Annotated in this window: 13 protein-coding genes, 1 tRNA gene and 1 pseudogene; 6 read left to right on the forward strand and 9 right to left on the reverse strand. The window is 71.6% G+C overall.

The features are described 5' to 3' along the window. Positions 1-208 precede the first annotated feature (208 nt). The gene (locus DI269_RS05815; RefSeq protein WP_112134172.1) at positions 209-535 is read right to left on the reverse strand and encodes a MoaF-related domain-containing protein; all 327 of its coding nucleotides are present in this window, start codon (positions 533-535) and stop codon (positions 209-211) included. A gap of 152 nt (positions 536-687) precedes the next feature. Continuing rightward, positions 688-1,647, reverse strand: a complete 960-nt coding sequence (locus tag DI269_RS05820; RefSeq protein ID WP_157974782.1) for a hypothetical protein — start codon at positions 1,645-1,647, stop codon at positions 688-690. 225 nt (positions 1,648-1,872) lie between these two features. Here DI269_RS05820 and DI269_RS05825 point away from each other — a divergent pair, with 225 nt between their 5' ends. Then, complete coding sequence (locus DI269_RS05825) at positions 1,873-4,914, forward strand: BTAD domain-containing putative transcriptional regulator (protein WP_112134174.1); 3,042 nt, start codon at positions 1,873-1,875, stop codon at positions 4,912-4,914. Between the two features lie 55 nt (positions 4,915-4,969). On the opposite strand, the gene DI269_RS05830 is transcribed toward DI269_RS05825, so the two are convergent. From DI269_RS05830 to DI269_RS05860, 7 genes and pseudogenes are all read right to left on the reverse strand, one after another. Further along, positions 4,970-5,779 (reverse strand): DUF4097 family beta strand repeat-containing protein, encoded by an 810-nt coding sequence (locus tag DI269_RS05830; RefSeq protein ID WP_112134175.1) that lies wholly within the window; start codon positions 5,777-5,779, stop codon positions 4,970-4,972. Continuing rightward, entirely contained in the window at positions 5,776-6,435 is a 660-nt protein-coding gene (locus DI269_RS05835; RefSeq protein ID WP_112134176.1) for a response regulator transcription factor, read from the reverse strand. Before DI269_RS05835 ends, DI269_RS05830 begins: the two co-directional genes overlap by 4 nt. Beyond that, positions 6,423-7,697 carry a sensor histidine kinase gene (locus DI269_RS05840; protein ID WP_112134177.1) on the reverse strand — a complete coding sequence of 425 codons (1,275 nt, stop codon included), beginning with the start codon at positions 7,695-7,697 and terminating at the stop codon, positions 6,423-6,425. Before DI269_RS05840 ends, DI269_RS05835 begins: the two co-directional genes overlap by 13 nt. Positions 7,698-7,788: 91 nt before the next feature. After that, a pseudogene (locus tag DI269_RS28985) lies at positions 7,789-7,929 on the reverse strand (excalibur calcium-binding domain-containing protein); the annotation flags it as partial. A gap of 293 nt (positions 7,930-8,222) precedes the next feature. After that, positions 8,223-8,299: transfer RNA gene (locus tag DI269_RS05850), tRNA-Pro, on the reverse strand. A gap of 125 nt (positions 8,300-8,424) precedes the next feature. Then, entirely contained in the window at positions 8,425-9,321 is an 897-nt protein-coding gene (locus DI269_RS05855; RefSeq protein WP_112134178.1) for a metallophosphoesterase, read from the reverse strand. 106 nt (positions 9,322-9,427) lie between these two features. After that, the gene (locus tag DI269_RS05860; RefSeq protein ID WP_112134179.1) at positions 9,428-10,579 is read right to left on the reverse strand and encodes an RNA-guided endonuclease InsQ/TnpB family protein; all 1,152 of its coding nucleotides are present in this window, start codon (positions 10,577-10,579) and stop codon (positions 9,428-9,430) included. A 79-nt stretch (positions 10,580-10,658) separates the two neighbouring features. Between DI269_RS05860 and DI269_RS05865 the strand changes: the two genes are divergently transcribed. From DI269_RS05865 to DI269_RS05885, 5 genes are all read left to right on the forward strand, one after another. Continuing rightward, a complete protein-coding gene (locus DI269_RS05865) occupies positions 10,659-11,114 on the forward strand; it encodes a GatB/YqeY domain-containing protein (protein ID WP_112134180.1) in 456 nt (151 codons plus the stop codon). A 251-nt stretch (positions 11,115-11,365) separates the two neighbouring features. Beyond that, positions 11,366-12,997: a peptide chain release factor 3 gene (locus tag DI269_RS05870; protein ID WP_112134181.1), complete on the forward strand. Its 1,632-nt coding sequence runs from the start codon at positions 11,366-11,368 to the stop codon at positions 12,995-12,997. Continuing rightward, on the forward strand, positions 12,997-13,854 hold the full coding sequence (gene rsmA / locus DI269_RS05875) for a 16S rRNA (adenine(1518)-N(6)/adenine(1519)-N(6))-dimethyltransferase RsmA (protein WP_112134182.1): 858 nt from the start codon (positions 12,997-12,999) through the stop codon (positions 13,852-13,854). Before DI269_RS05870 ends, rsmA begins: the two co-directional genes overlap by 1 nt. A gap of 11 nt (positions 13,855-13,865) precedes the next feature. After that, the gene (locus tag DI269_RS05880; RefSeq protein ID WP_112134183.1) at positions 13,866-14,798 is read left to right on the forward strand and encodes a 4-(cytidine 5'-diphospho)-2-C-methyl-D-erythritol kinase; all 933 of its coding nucleotides are present in this window, start codon (positions 13,866-13,868) and stop codon (positions 14,796-14,798) included. Positions 14,799-14,895: 97 nt separating this feature from the next. After that, the coding region (locus tag DI269_RS05885; protein ID WP_157974783.1) for an AfsR/SARP family transcriptional regulator at positions 14,896-16,415 on the forward strand (1,520 nt) is incomplete at its 3' end.

Genomic DNA, 16,415 nt, shown 5'->3' on the forward strand with positions numbered 1-16,415 from the left:
CCCGCCAGCGCTCCGGCTGGCAGTCACCCAGGCCGGCAATAGCCCGGGCCGGTCGGCGTCCAGGCTGGTCGGCGTCGAAACCGACCCGCCCGATTCGGGTCCCTCGCCGCTGACCGGCTGAGCGCCGTCGGCGGTCTCGGTCTCGGTCTCGGTCCCGGCCACGGCCTCTGGCTCGGCCCTGACTTCTGTCTTGGCCTCGGCGGCAGTGCTAGCCGAGTGCTTCGAAGGTCCCGGTGTGGACTTCGCCGGTTCGGCCGCCGTCGTCGTTGAAAGACCAGAAGCCGGTGATGGTGCGGTCGTGGAAGTTCATGACATGGGTGACCGCAGTGCCGGTGACCTCGTTCCATCCGAGCAGGTAGACCCGGGGGGAGAGCTCCGCGACATGGAGGTCGACGGTGCCGGAGGCGCTCTCGGTGGCGCCGTCGATCTCCGCGTACTGAAGCTTGTTGCCTTCGGCTCCATAGATGTTGTGGAGTACGACCCCGTTGTCCAGTCGGATCACGAAGGTCTTCCCCGCGAACGCGAAATCACCCATCTCAAGCCCCTTCCTCGCAGTCGCCGCGAACCGGATCCGTCGAGCACCGGCCGGCCTCCAACCTAAGTTCAGGCCCGCACTGAAGTCCCCGATTTCCCGATTCCCCGCGCTTCAACCCTCCTCTCGGCTCGTCGGGTGTCCGTTCATGCGCCTCAGCCCCCTCGGTTGGCAGTCAGACCGGCAGGTTCGGGGGCCGGACTGGCGGGTTCAAGGTTCGCGCCCGCCGGTTCGAGGGCCGGGCTCGCCGGTTCGAAGGCGTCGAGAAGCGTCGGTGGTGCGGTGCGGTCCTTGATGGCCTGGTCGGCGAGTTCGAGGCGGGTGCGGAACTCCGGGTCGTCGGTGTCGGCCAGGGCTTCGAGGGTGGTCTGACGGCGTTGGAGCGACCGTTCGAGCCAGGCGCGCCATTCCGGATCGGCCTCCGCCCGGGCCACGGTCTCGGGCTTCCAGACGGGCATCGGCGCCCCCGACACCGCGAACCGCGGATTCGGTTTCAGCGCTTCAGGACCGGGCAGAAAGTCCCGGATGGCGGCCTCGGTCCAGCCTCGCGATCGCAGCATCGGCTTGGTCAGCCACACCGACCTGTCACCGATCCGAACATACTGCGGCCGAGGAGGAGGCGACTCGGACCGCGATTCGGAGTCCGGTTCGCGCAGCGGCGGCGCGGGCGGAGGCGGGTCCATCGCGTCCGATAGCGGGCCTTCGCGCTTGCGGCTCGGTGGGCGGTTCTTCGCCTTGGGCTGCTTCGGCTTCGATGCGGGCGGTGCCGCTGCTGGCGATTCGGCTGCGGTCGGCGCGGCCGGTGTCGGCGGGATGCCGGTCTCACCCGGCGGTTGCGGTTCTGCTGCCGCCAGCGCCGGTTCCCCGGCGCGAAGGTTCACCTCGTCGGCGGTGGCCGGGGTCGCCGCCTGGGCCGCCGCTTGGAGGGCGGAGTGGGTGAGGGATTCGAGGAGCCACTTGGTGAAGTGGTCGCGCAGTACCTCGGCCGGGATGGTGTCGAACGGGAGCGCCTCGGCCATCACTTCGGGGCCCGGGGGCCTGGTGGCGGAGTCTGCGGTGAGGGCTGTCGTTCGGGTGTGGTTTCGGGGGCCGCTTGATGATGTCGTGGTCGTCATGGCACCGTCCTTCAGTTGTGGCGCGCCGCCCGGGGGCGGGGCGCGGTATTCAGTTGCTGGGGTGAACCTATCGGCGGGGACCGACAGTTTTCGGTCCGTTGTCCCCGATCGGGTGATATGTGATGGCGTTCACGGCGGACGGGCGCCGCGAGGGCGTCAAGGGAACGTCAAGACGGTTTGTACCGACTCCACCATCGGGTGAACGGGCAGGGCAGACTAGCGCGCATGCGTGTATTCCTTCTCGGTTCATTCGACCTCCGCGACGACAGTGACCAGCCCGTCGAGCTCGCCGGGGCGCGGCTTCGGGCGCTCGTGGCGCGGTTGGCGTTCGAGGCGGGCCGGGAGGTGTCGGCCGACGCGTTGATCGACGCGATCTGGGAGGACGACGCGCCTTCTGCGAACGCGTTGCAGGCGTTGGTGTCCCGTGTCAGGAAGGCGGTCGGCGCGGACAAGGTGACGCGCGGTGCCGCCGGGTACCGGCTCGATGCCGAGCCCGGCGACGTGGACCTGGTCAGGTTCGAGCGCCTGGCGGAGGCGGGCCGCCGCGGGGGCGACCTCGCCGCGCTGCGCGAGGCCGACCGGTTGTGGCGCGGGCCCGCACTCGCCGACCTGCTCGACTACCGGTTCGCGCAGAACGAGGCGGTCCGCCTCGAACGCCTGCGCACCGAGACCACCCGCGACCGCCTCGCGCTCGAAGTCGCCACGGGCACCGACGTGCTGGCGGAGCTGGAGCCGCTCGCCGCCGCGCACTCGCTCGACGAGCGCTGGCAGGCCCTGCTCATGCGCGCCCTCTACACGACCGGCCGCCCCGCCGAGGCCCTCGACGTGTTCGAGCGGACGCGCGAGCGCCTCGCCGACGAGCTCGGCGCGGACCCGTCCTCGGAGCTGTCCGACCTGCACCTCCAGATCCTGCGCCAGAGCGCGGCGCCCGCCGAGCGCCCGGTGCGGCGTTCGAACCTGAAGTCGCAGTTGACGAGTTTCGTCGGCCGCGAGGACGACCTCGCCGCGCTCGTCGAGGCGGTCGCCTCCGCGCGGCTCGTCACGGTCACCGGCCCCGGCGGAGCCGGGAAGACCAGGCTCGCGACCGAGACCGCGGCCCGCATCGCCGCGAACGGCTCCGCGCCCGACGGCGTGTGGTTCGTGGAGCTCGCCTCGACCACCGACGGCACCGACGTGGCCCCGGCCGTGCTGCGCGCCATCGGCGCCCGCGAGGCGGGCCTGATGGAGCCCTCCGCGCACGACGCCGGGTCGCGCCTGGAGGAGTACTTCGCCGACCAGAGCGCGCTCATCGTCCTCGACAACTGCGAGCACCAGCTCGACGGCGTCGCCGACCTGGCCGCACGGCTCCTCGGCGCCTGCCCGGGCCTGCGCGTGATCGCGACGAGCCGTGAGGCGCTCGCGATCGGCGGGGAGCACCTGTACCCGATCCCGCCGCTGCCGCTGTCCGATGAGGACCCCGCATCGAGTCCCGCGGTGCGCCTGTTCACGGAACGGGCCGCGGCCGTGCGGCCCGGGTTCAAGCTCGACGCCGCCAACACCGAAGCGGTCGTGGAGATCTGCCGCAGGCTCGACGGCCTCCCCCTCGCCGTCGAGCTGGCCGCCGCGCGCATGCGGGCCCTGGACGCGGCGCAGATCGCGGCCCGGCTCGACGACCGGTTCGCGCTCCTGGCCGGCTCGGACCGCACCGCGCCCGCGCGCCACCGCACCCTCAGCGCGGTCATCGCCTGGAGCTGGGAGCTCCTGTCGGACAACGAGAAGGCCCTCGCCATGCGCATGTCCGTCTACCCCGCGGGCCTCGCCCTAGAAGGCGTCGAGGACCTCGACGCGCTCGCCGGACTCGTCGACAAGTCCCTTGTAGAGCGAGACGGCGAACGCTACCGGATGCTGGAGACCATCCGCTCCTACGCCGTTGCGCGCCTGGAGGAGAGCGGCGACGCCGAGACCGTGGCCGACGCGATGGCGAAGCACTGCCTGGCCCTCGCCGAGCGCTCCGACGCGGAGCTGCGCACCGCCGCCCAGATCGAGGCGATGGCCCGCCTGACCGCCGAGCACGGCAACCTCGTCACCGTCATCGGCCGCGCCGTCGCCACCGCCGACGTCGCCACCGGGCTCCAGATGCTCTCGGCCCTGTTCTGGTACTGGCACCTGCGCGGCAGCTACTCCGAGTTCCGGCACTGGACCGAGTCGGTCCTCGCCGTCCCCGCCGAGATCCCCGCGCACCTCCAGTCCGCGTCGCTCATCCTCTCCGGGGTCGCCGCGACCGCGAAGGGCGGCTTCCTCGCCGGGCAGGACGACATCAGGGCGGGCGTCGAGCTGGGCCAGAGCCTGGAGCCCGGCGCCCCGGGACGGTTCCTCGTGCAGGTCGCGCCCGCGTTCCTCCCCGACGCCGCCCCGGCCGACGAGCGCGGCCTGGAGGGCTGGGAGCTCGGCACGGCCCTGCTCATCGAGGCCGCCGCCGGCAGCCACGCCAGGGGCGTCGCGAGCGCCGCGCCGACCGCCCGCGCCGAGGCCGTGTTCGCCGGCCTCGGCGAGCGCTGGGGCCTGGCGTCGACGCTGCGCGTCAAGGCCGAATGCCTTGGCTGGCAAGGGGACCTGGTGGGCGCGGAGCGCGCGGTCGCCGAGGCGGCCCGGCTCCTCGACGAACTGGGGACGCTCGGCGACGCGAGCGAGGCGTACGCGGAGCTGTCGCTGTGGTACGCCCGGAACGGCTCGACCGAGTCGGCCTGGAAGGCGTTCGACCGCGCGGTCGCGCTGGCCGAGGCCGTCAGGGAGCCCAACAGCCTGGCGTACGCGCGCTGGTTCGAGGTCCCGGTGCTCGTCGCCGAGGGCCGGTACGGCGACGCGCTCGAAGCGCTGCCGGCCGTCGAGGGGAGCCTCGACGGGGCGGCCGGGCTCGGGGAGCGGATGCGCGTCCTCAGCTCGTCACTGAAGGACCTGGTCGTGCTGTTCCTGGGCGAGGGGAAGCCGACCGCGATCGCGAGCCTCGGGACGCACCACGTCGAGGGGGCGGCCGTCGCCGACCTCGCCATGGCCGCCCGTGTCGCGGCGGCGGTCTCGCTCGCCGACGGCGACGCGGCCGCCGCGGCCCGCAGGCTCGGGTTCGGGCGCGCGGTGCTGGGCGTCGACGACGGGCGCGGGTACGACACGGAGCTGCACACGGAGCAGCGTGCGCGCGAGGCATTGGGCGACAAGGCGTTCCAGGAGGCGTACGACGGCGGCGCGGCGCTCGGCCGCGGGGACGCCGTCGCGGTGCTCCTCGGCGCGTAAGTGCACGCGGAACCGACCCTGCGGGTCAGGCGGGGCCGGTTTCCGTTGGGTTGGTTCAGATTCCGTATTGGACGGTGAGGCTGCCGATGACGCCGGACACGGTGATCGCGTAGTCGGCGTCGGCGCCCGGGTCAGTGGCGATCTGGATGTTGCGGTCGCCGATGGCGCCGTCGTAGCTGACGTCGTAGGTGGTGCCGTCGTCGGGGACGATGATGAGCACGTCGCCGGTGCCGGCGTCGACGGTGATGTCGCCGCGGACCTCGTCGAACTCTAGGGACACGTCCCCGACGCCGGTCTCCACTGTGGTCGAGGTGGCGCGGAGGTGCTCGCCGATGACGTCGCCCACCCCGGACCGGGCGTCGATGTCGCCGTCGAGGCCGTCGAAGGTGATGTTGCCGATGCCGGTCTCGGCGTCGGCGTCGGCGCCCGAGGGCAGACCCAGCGTGTAGTTCGTCTGGCACTGGTCGACGTCGAGGCCGAGGAAGTCGCTCTGGCCGCACTCGCCCACGGCGGTGAAGACGTCGCCGTCCCAGTCCTCGCTCGTGTCGGGTTCGGCGCCGAGCCAGCGGGTCTTGAGGCGGTAGTCCAGGCCGGCGCCCTCCGTCGCCTCGAAGACGACGTCGCCGATGTCGGCCGTGACGTCAGCGGTGTCGACCGGCCGGTCGAACTCCTGCGTACGGGTGTCGCTCTCCTCGGTGGAGGAGATGATCCAGGCCCAGGAGCCGTAGGCGGCCAGGCCGGTGAGGAGGGCGGCGGCGGTGAGGGTGCCGCCGACGATCCACCACGCCTTGCGGGCGGGGTAGGGCGCCTCGACGGGCGTCTCGGCGGCTCCGGGCGCGGCGGGCTTGGCGGGGGTGTCGATCATGACCGGTCCTTTGCGTTGCCTTGCAGGAACTTGAGAATGGCGAGGACGCGGCGGTTGCCGCTGTCGGTGGGCGGGAGTCCGAGCTTCGCGAAGATCGAGTTGATGTGCTTGGAGACGGCGCCTTCGGAGAGGAACAGGACCCCCGCGATCCCGGCGTTCGAGCGCCCTTCCGCCATGTGCGACAGGACCTCCCGCTCCCGGGGCGTGAGCCGGTCGAGCTCGTCGCCCTCGCGGCGGACCAGGAGCTGGGAGATGACCTCGGGGTCGAGGGCGGTGCCGCCGCCGGCGACGCGGCGCAGCGAGTCGAGGAACTCCTCGACGTCGGCGACGCGGTCCTTGAGCAGGTACCCGATGCCGCGCATCTGCCCGGTGAGCAGCTCGACCGCGTACCGCTCCTCCACGTACTGGGAGAGCATGAGGACCGCGAGGTCCGGGTAGCGGCGGCGCAGGACGAGCGCGGCGCGGACGCCTTCGTCGCTCTGGTCGGGCGGCATCCTGACGTCGGCCACGACCAGGTCGGGGCAGTCGCGCTCGACCGAGCGCAGGAGCGACTCGGCGTCCCCGACGGTGTCGATCACTTCGATCCCGCCGATCTCCATGAGCCTGGCGAGGCCCTCGCGGAGGAGGACCGAGTCTTCGGCGATCACGACGCGCATGGCAGCTCCGCTTCGATGGTGGTGGGCCCGCCGAGCGGGCTGGTCAGGAGGAACCGGCCGTCGACCGACCGGACCCGGTCGCCCAGGCCGCGCAGGCCGGTCCCGGACTCGGGGTCGGCCCCGCCGCGGCCGTCGTCGACGACGCGCAGGCGCAGCAGGTCGCCTCCGTCGGCGTCCTTCGCGAGGACGACCTCGACGGCGGCGTTCTCGGCGCCGGAGTGCCGGGCGGTGTTCGTGAGGGCCTCGGAGATCACGAAGTACGCGACCGCCTCGATGTCGCGGGCGACGCGCCGCTCCATGTCCACCTTGAGCCGCACCGGGATCGGGGACCTGGCGGCGACCGCCGAGAGCGCGGCGTCGAGCCCGCGGTCTTCGAGGACGGCCGGGTGGAGTCCGCGCACGAGGTCGCGCAGGTCGGTGAGGACCTGCTTGGACTCCTCGTGGGCGTCGGCGAGCGCCTGCTTGGCGTCGTCGGGCAGGTCGGTGAGGGTGGCGCGGGCGATCCCGAGGTTCATCGCGAGGGAGGTGAGCCGCTGCTGCGCGCCGTCGTGCAGGTCGCGCTCGATGCGCCGCCGCTCCGCATCCGCGGCATCCACAGTGGAGTCGCGGCTGACCTTGAGGTCGGTGACCCGCTCCTGGAGCTGCTGGGCCCTGGTGGTGCCCACCAGGAGCTGGCGGGCGATGAGCCCGTCGAGCTCCGACAGGCCCCGCGTGATCCACGGCGCGGCGAGCAGGAGCACGATGCCGCCCAGCAGGAGCGCCCAGTGGCGCACTCCGAGGTCGGCGCCGATCCCGAAGAGGGGCGCGGCCATCATGGCGGGCGCGATGGTCCACGCGGTGATCGCGATGATCGCGGCGAACGCGCCGAAGAACCCGGCGATCACGTGGTACGAGAACTGCCGCCACGTCTTCGGGGTGCGGACGACCCCGAGGAGGGACCTCCACGTGAAGGTCACCGGCGGCGAGTGGTCTGTGGGCCAGCGGATCCCGAGGAGGGCCGCGTGCCGGGAGCGCTGCACGGCGGTGAGCGCGGCGCTGGTGAGCAGGATCGCGGCGAGCGCGGCGGCCGGGATGACGAGTGTGACGAATCCCGCTGCGCCCGCGGCGAACAGGGTGCCGATGGCGATCCCGCCGAGCGACCCGACCACCCCACCGGTGACGAGGTGTACGAGGGCGAGCCAGGTGCGCCCGTCCCACAGGCCCGCCGCGATCACGCGGGGGGCTCGGCGCCAGGGGAGCGCCTGCGGCACTGAGATGTCCATGCCTAGAACACTAGGCAGATCCCCAGCTCCGGGCATTGCCGCAGGCGCCCGACTTCACGGTGAAGTTTCCTCTACCCCGCCGCTCTGGGACTCACTCGCAGCCGACGCCGTCGCCGTCCCGGTCGAGGTGGGACCCGTACCCGGGATCGCCCGGGTAGATCGGATCGGCCCCGGCGTCGCGGACCGCGTCGCAGTTCTCGTAGTAGACGCTGCCGCCGCCGTCATCGTCGTCGTTGCCGCCCCGTTCGAGTCCCCGCCGTCGTCGGCGGCCTCGGTCTCCGCGGCCTCGGTGGTCGGGTCCGCAGTCGTGGGCTCCTCGGTCGATTCGGGTACCAAAGGGGAAAGGTGGACACGTTGGCTCCCAAGGGGTAGGAGGGTGTGCCGGGACCGAAGCCTATGCCCGTTGAGGCTTCGACGGAATCCGCTGCGCGGTGGACCGGCTACCAACCGTAAGGACTCCCTCGTTCGTGTGAACGGCCCGCGAAACGAAACAGGCCAGGAGCGATGCTCCTGGCCTGATCTGTGTGGTCGGGTTGACAGGATTTGAACCTGCGACCCCTTCGTCCCGAACGAAGTGCGCTACCAAGCTGCGCCACAACCCGATGTTCTCTTTTCGGCGCGCACGATTGCTGTGAGCGTCGGTTTGAAATGCTACCCGAGCGGCGGGCGGGCCGTCGAACGGGGTGGGGGGCCCGGGGCCCGGTCACATCCGGGCCCCGGGCCGCGGCTAGAAGACCTTCGGGACGAAGGTCAGGAGGCTGGCCTCCGGGGCGCACGCGAAGCGCACCGGCGCGTACGGGCTGGTGCCCAGGCCGGCGGACACGTGGAGCCACATGTCCTCCCACGGGTGCAGGCCCTTGACGCGCTCGCGGTCGATGCCGCAGTTGGTGACGAGGGCCCCGTAGCCGGGCACGCAGACCTGGCCGCCGTGGGTGTGGCCCGCGGCGACGAAGTCGTAGCCGTCGGCCTCGAAGGAGTCGAGGACGCGCGGCTCGGGCGAGTGGGTGAGGCCGATCGACAGGTCGGCGCTGCTCGGGACGGGCCCGGCGACGAGCTCGTAGTCGTCGAGGTCGAAGTGCGGGTCGTCGACGCCCGCGAAGTGGACGTTCATCCCGGCGACGACCTTGTCGGCCGCGGCGTTGTTCAGGTCGAGCCAGCCGCCGTCGACGAGGATCTTGCGCAGCTCCTCGGTCGGGAGCGGCTCGCCGTACTTGTGCTCGTGGTGCTTGTTGAAGTACTGGAGCGGGTTCTTGAACACCGGCGCGTAGTAGTCGTTCGAGCCGAACACGAACGCGCCCGGGGCCTTGAACAGCGGCCGGAGCGTCTTGGCGACCAGGTCGACCGCGTCCGGGTGGGCGAGGTTGTCGCCGGTCAGGAGCACCAGGTCCGGGTCGAGCGCGGACAGGGACGCGACCCAGTGGGCCTTGCGCACCTGCCCGGGCGTCATGTGCAGGTCGGAGATGTGCAGGACCCGGATAGGCTCTGCTCCTTCGGGAAGCGCCGGCACGGCGAAGTGCCTGAGCGTGTACTGGACGCGTTCGTATAGCGACGCGTAGGCGAGCGCCAGCGCCCCCGCGCCGACCCCGATCCCGGCTGCTGCGGCAAGTCCACGGCTGATCTTCATACCCCAACGGTAGATTGTCGAGATTTGGCTCGCACCCCCTCCCTTGGAGAAGGCACCCGCCCATCACTGGAGGGTGTTTCCTGTTTCATCGATGGTCGCCGCGGCGCTAGGAGCGCTTTGGTCTTACACCGTCTCCGCAGGCTGCAACGGCCAGCCCGGCCGCCAGAATATTTTTGGCCGCGTTCACGTCGCGGTCTTCTGAGTGCCCGCAGCGCTTGCTCGGGCACCTGAAGGTCCGCACGTTGAGCGGTATGGCCTGCCGCATGGTCCCGCACTCGGAACAGGTCTTGGAGGACGGAAGGTACCGATCGACGACGACCAGGTCGCGGCCGTACCAATCGGCCTTGTACGCGAGCATGCGGCGGAACGTGCTCCAAGAGGCGTCGGAGATCGCGCGGGCGAGCGTGTGGTTCGACAGCATCCCGCGCACGCTCAGATCCTCGACCACGATCGTTTGGTTTTCGCGAACGAGTCGGGTGGTGAGCTTGTGCAGGAAATCATGCCGTCGATCTGATACACGCGCGTGAGCACGAGCCAGACGAACCTGGGCCTTACGGTAGTTGGCCGAGCCTTGCTGCTTGCGCGACAAGTCTCGCTGCCGCTGTCTGATCCTCAGTCGGCCGCGGCGCTCGTGCCGCGGGCTGGTGACGTGCTCGCCGGTCGAGAGCGTGAACAGGCTGGTGATCCCGGCATCGATGCCGACTTCCTCGGACCGCTGCGGCAGAGCCGCGATGTCTTCTTCGACGAGCAGGGATACGAACCAACGGCCAGCACCGTCTCGGGAGACCGTCACCGCGGACGGGTCGGCGGCCGCCGGGAGCGGTCTGGACCACTTGATACGCAGCGGCGCGTCCTGCTTGGCGAGCCTCAGCTCGCCGGATCGGAATGTGAACGCCGACTTGGTGTACTCGGCAGCCCCTGACAGGACCCGCTTCTTCTTGAAGCGCGGATAGCCGGTGCGGCCCTCGAAGAAGTGGGCGAAGCCCTTCTGGAGGTGCCGGAGCGCCTGCTGCATCGGGACCGAGGACACCTCGTTGAGGAACGCGAGGTCGCTGCGACGCTTCCATTTGGTCAGCAGTGCCGAAGTCTCGGCGTAGCCGACGCGTTCCTTGCGCCGATACCAGGCCTTGGTGCGCGCATCGAGGGCCTTGTTGTACACCAGGCGGACGCAGCCGAACGTCCGAATCAGATTCTCGGCCTGCGACGGGGTCGGGTAGCACCGGTACCGGTACGCCCGATGCCTCGTCTCCACAGCCACGCCTCACATTATACATCGGAGAATGTAAGATCAGGACCGAGATGGTCTGACATCCAGGGGCGCCGACGAAGGAGTGCAGATGAGCGAGCTGAAGACCCAGTTGGAAACGGATATGCGAGCCGCCCTCAAGGCAAAGGACAAGGTGACCCTGGGCACGCTCCGCATGATCATCACGGCGATTCGGAACGAAGAGGTCGCGGGGAAGTCGAAACGCGAACTCGACGATGCGGAAGTCGTGAAAGTGCTGGTCAAACAGGCCAAGCAGCGGCGCGAAGCGGCCGATGCGTTCCGCGCCGGGGGCCGCGAGGAGTCCGCGGAGAACGAACTGGCCGAGGAAGCGGTCATCAAGCGGTACCTCCCGACCGAGCTCAGTGAGGCGGAAGTCACTCAACTGGTCCGTGAGGCGATCGACGAAGGCGGGTTCTCGGGCCCCAGGGACATGGGCAAGGTCATGAAGGCGATCGGCCCGAAGACGGCCGGGCGCGCCGACGGGAAGCTCGTCGCCGGGATCGTCAAGGCCGCGCTCGCCGAGTAGGGCCGACCGCCCCAAGCGCGCTCGCCGGATAGGGTCGGCCGCGGCGGGCCCGTCCGACCGCTAGGTGCGTTAAGGGCTTAAGGCCGTAGACCATCCCTAGCCCCCACCCACCCTGAAGGGGACCGTAGCGCCCAGGTTTGCACCGGGGTCCGACAGAAAGCGCCCCCGCAGCGGGCTGCGCGGCCGTGTCGTTCGCCACGGCTATCGTTGAACGTCGGGCCCGAAGCACTTTTCAACACCTTGAGGAATCCATGTCCAGCCACATCTCGGCGGAGGCCGCGCGCCGCCGCACGTTCGCGGTGATCTCCCACCCCGACGCCGGCAAGTCGACGATCACCGAGGCCCTGGCGCTGCACGGCCGCGCCATCTCGGCCGCGGGCGCCGTCCACGGCAAGGGCGACCGCAAGGGCGTGGTCTCCGACTGGATGTCCATGGAGCAGGACCGCGGCATCTCGATCACCTCGGCGGCGCTCCAGTTCGAGTACCGCGACTGCGTCGTGAACCTCCTCGACACCCCCGGCCACGCCGACTTCTCCGAGGACACGTACCGGGTGCTCACCGCGGTCGACGCCGCCGTGATGCTCCTCGACGCCGCGAAGGGCCTCGAACCGCAGACGCTGAAGCTCTTCGAGGTGTGCCGGGCTCGCCGCATCCCCGTGATCACGTTCATCAACAAGTGGGACCGGCCCTCGAAGGACGCCCTCGAACTCATCGAGGAGATCGAGACGCGCATCGGCATCAAGCCGACGCCCGTCACGTGGCCCGTGGGCGTCGGCGGCGAGTTCCGCGGCGTCATCGAGAGGATCGGGTTCGGGCAGTGGCGCGACGGCCGCCGCGCGGCCGGGCCCCAGGTGCCGGGCATGGTCCGCTACGAGCGGTCCCCCGGCGGGCAGCAGTCCGCAATCGCCGAGGTCCTCGGCGAAGACGAGTCGATCGAGCGGTTCGGCGCCGACTACGAGCGCGCCCGCGAGGAGTCGGAGCTGCTCAGCGCGGTCGAGGCCGACTTCGACCAGAAGACGTTCGAGTCCGGGCAGACCACGCCGACGCTGTTCGGGGCCGCGCTCGTCCACTTCGGCGTCGGGCAGCTGCTCGACCTGCTCGTGGACATCGCGCCGTCGCCGTTCTCGCGCGACGACGCCAAGGGCGAGCCGCGCGACCTGGAGACCGGGTTCTCGGGGTTCGTGTTCAAGTCCCAGGCGAACATGAACGCCTCGCACCGCGACCAGCTCGCGTTCATCCGCGTCTGCTCGGGCCGGTTCGAGCGCGGCATGCAGGTCACGCAGGCCCAGGGCGGGCGCACCATGTCGACGAAGTACGCGCAGACCCTGTTCGGGTCGGCCCGCGACACCGTCGACGAGGCGTGGCCCGGCGACATCGTCGGCCTCGTCAACGCGACCGGCCTCTCTGTCGGGGACACGATCTACCAGGGGAAGGCCGTCGAGTACCCGCCGCTGCCGGCGTTCGCGCCCGAGCACTTCGGGGCGCTCCAGATGCACGACACCTCCAAGGCCAAGCGGTTCCGCCGCGGCATCGCGCAGCTCGACGCCGAGGGCGTCGTGCAGGTCCTCTACTCCGAGCGGCGCGGCGAGGCCACGCCCGTGCTCGCCGCGGTCGGCCCGCTCCAGTTCGAGGTCACGGTGGCGCGCCTGTCGGCCGAGTTCGACGTGCCCGCCACGATCGACAACCTGCCGTACCAGCTCGCGCGCCTCACCGACGCCGAAGGCGCCGCGCGCCTGCGCACGGCCCCGGGCGTCGAGGTGTTCTCGCGGCCCCGCGACGGCGCGTTCCTGGTGGCGCTGCCGAACAAGTACCGCATCCAGACGATCGTCAACGACTACCCCGGGATCAAGCTGGAGCCGCTCCTGGCGGGGGGCCAGGGCTGATGGCGCGCCTGCTGACCTCCGGCGACATCCGGACCCTCTCGCGGGGCCTGGGCATCACCCCCACCAAGAAGTGGGGCCAGAACTTCGTCGTCGACGCCAACACGGTGCGGCGCATCGCCGCGGCCGCGAAGCTCGCCGAGGACGACGTCGTCATGGAGGTCGGCCCGGGACTCGGCTCGCTCACCTTGGCGCTCATCGAGATCGCCCGCAAGGTGATCGCCGTCGAGATCGACCCGAAGCTCGCCCTCGCGCTGCCCACCACGGTGGCGCACCGGGCGCCCGAGGAGCACCAGCGGCTCGTCGTCGTCGAGACCGACGCCGCCCGCATCGACCCCGCCCAGCTGCCCGAGCCGCCCACGGCGCTGGTCGCGAACCTGCCGTACAACGTGGCCGTGCCCGTGGTCCTGCACGCCCTGGAGCACTTCCCGACCCTGCGCAAGGGCCTCGTCATGGTCCAGGCCGAGGTCGGCGACCGGCTCACCGCCGGGCCCGGGTCCAAGATCTACGGCGCCCCCAGCGTCAAGATGGCCTGGTACGCGAAGGCGAAGCGCGCCGGGTCGGTGTCGGCGAACGTGTTCTGGCCCGTCCCGAACGTCGCGAGCGCCCTCGTCGCGTTCGAGCGCATCGAGAGCCCCGACGCGAACCGCGTCGAGGTCTTCGGCGCCGTCGACTCGGCGTTCGGGCAGCGGCGCAAGATGCTGCGCCAGTCCCTCAAGGCGTGGGCCGGCGAGGACGTGGACGAGGTCCTGGAGCGGTCCGGGATCGAACCCACCAGGCGGGGTGAATCGTTGGACATAGCGGAGTTCATCGCCCTCGCCGACGCCAAGGAGGCGCTGGGCGGGACCACCCGGACCTGAGGAGGCCCCACATGACCGGACAGACCGCGCCGGCCGCGCCATCGCAAGGCGTATCCGTCGACGTCCCCGCGAAGATCAACCCGCACCTGGGCGTGGGGGACGCCCGCGCCGACGGGTACCACGCACTGTCCACGGTGTACCAGGCGATCTCCCTGCACGACACCGTGACCGCCGTCAAGCGCGGCGAACCCGGCATCGAGATCACCATCTCCGGCGAGGGCGCCGGGGAGCTGCCGACCGGCGAGGACAACCTCGCGCACAAGGCGGCGAAGCTCATCGCCCTGTACGCCGGGATCGAACCGGACGTCAAGCTGCACTTGAACAAGCGCATCCCCGTCGCCGGGGGCCTCGCGGGGGGCTCCGCGGACGCGGCCGGTGCGCTGATCGCCTGCGCGCGGCTGTGGGACGTGGAGATCGGCGACGCCGAACTGCACCGCCTCGCCGCCGGGCTCGGCTCCGACGTGCCGTTCTGCCTCAAGGGCGGGGCCGCGATCGGCACCGGGCGGGGCGAGGAGCTGACCCCGGTGCAGGCCAAGGGGTCCTGGCACTGGGTCGTCGCGACCACGGACACGCAGATCGCGACCCCCGAGTGCTACAAGGAGGTCGACCGGCTCCGCGAGGACGGCATCGGCCGCTACTCGCGCGACGTCGACCCGATCGTCAAGGCCTTCGAGGCCGGCGCCGACGCCGACACGCTCGCCCGGCTCCTGGTCAACGACATGGAGGCCGCCGCGGTGAGCCTGCGCCCGCAGCTCGCCTCGCTCATGCACGGCGGCCTCGAAGAGGGCGCGCTCGCCGCGCACGTCTCCGGCTCGGGGCCCACGGTCCTGTTCCTCGCCACCGACGTCAAGCACTCGGTCGCCCTGGCCCGCCGCATCCGCATGAGAGGCGGCGCCCGCAGCGTCCACCTCGCCCACGGCCCGGTGAACGGCCCCGCCGCCTAGATTCTGGTCCGCGTCCCGCCGATGCGCGGGACGCGGCCATTGTGGTCGGCACCGAATAGGGTGGGCGTCTCCGACCACCGATGCGAGATGCCCCGCGATGACTGAGACGATGCGGATCGGGCTGCTCGGCCCGTTCCAGGTGACCGCCGCAGGCGTGCCCGCGGCAGTCGCCGGAGGCCGCCAGAGGGCGGTCCTCGCCGCCCTCGCGCTCGCGGCCGGGAAACCGGTGCGCAGCAGCGCACTCGCCGCGCTCGTGTGGGGCGAGGACGCCCCCGACGCCCGGCACCGCCTGCACGCCATCGTCGGCCGCCTGCGCCAGGCGCTCGGCGCCGACAGCATTCGCGCCGCCGTCGGCGAGTACACATTGGACCTCGACCCGGATGCGGTCGACGTCCACCGGTTCCGGTCCCTCACCGCCGCCTCGAAACGCACCAGCGGCGCCGCCGAACTCGCCCTGCTCGACGAGGCGCTCAATCTGTGGCGCGGCGACCCGCTCGTCGACGTCGACGCCGAGCCCCTCGTGCTCGCCCACGCGCCCGCGCTCGCCGAGGAACGGCTGCGCGCCATCGAAAGACGCACCGACCTCGTCCTCGACGCGGGCGGCCACGCCGAGCTCATAGCCGAACTCGGCGACCTCGCCACGCTTCACCCGCTCCGCGAGTTCCTGTGGTCGCGCCTCATGCTCGCCCTCCACCGGTCCGGCCGCCAGGCCGAAGCGCTCGGCGCGTACCAGCGGGTGCGCACGCTCCTGGCCGACCGGCTCGGCGTCGACCCCGGCGAGGAGCTCCAGCGCGCCCACCGGGCCGTCCTGAACGCCGCGCCTCCGGAACCGGTGGCACCGCCGCCCGCGAACGTCCCGCGGCAGCTCGCCGCCGACATCGCCTCCTTCACCGGCCGCACCGGGCCCCTCGCCGAACTCGACCGGCTGCTCAACGGCGCCAACGGGACCGTCGCGGTGATCAGCGGCCCCGGAGGGGTCGGCAAGACCACGCTCGCCCTCCACTGGGCCCACCGGGTCGCCGACCGATTCCCCGACGGGCAGCTGCACCTCAACCTCTCCGGGCAGTGGCCCGGCGGGCCCGCGGGCGACGCCGCGCTCATGACCCTCCTGCTGTCCCTCGGCACCCCGCCCGAGCGCATCCCGCCCGACCGGGACGGCCGGTCGGCGACCCTCCGCTCCGCGCTCGCGGGCCGCCGCGTCCTCATGCTCCTCGACAACGCGGTCGACGCCGACCAGGTGCGCCCGCTCCTGCCCGGCTCCGGCAGCCTCGTCCTGGTCACCAGCCGCAACCGGCTCCGCAGCCTGCGCCGCCGCGAGGGCGCGCACCTGGTCGAGCTCGACCCGTTCAGCCCCGACGAGTCCGCCGCGCTCCTGTCCGGCGTCCTCGGATCCGAGGCGCACCCCGCGGCCGTCGCCGAGCTGGCGGGCCTGTGCGGGCACCTGCCGCTGGCCGTCGCCCTTGCGGCCGAACGGGTCCGCGACACCGGGATGGCCCTGCCGGACCTGGTCGAGGAGGCCCGCGACGGCGGCGCCCGGCTCGACGCGCTCGGCGACGGGGCCGACGACGTGCGGGGCGTCTTCGCCTGGTCCTACCGGGCCCTGCCGGGGCCCGAGGC

It is taken from the genome of Glycomyces dulcitolivorans (assembly GCF_003265355.1).
Taxonomy (GTDB): Bacteria; Actinomycetota; Actinomycetes; order Mycobacteriales; family Micromonosporaceae; genus Glycomyces; species Glycomyces dulcitolivorans.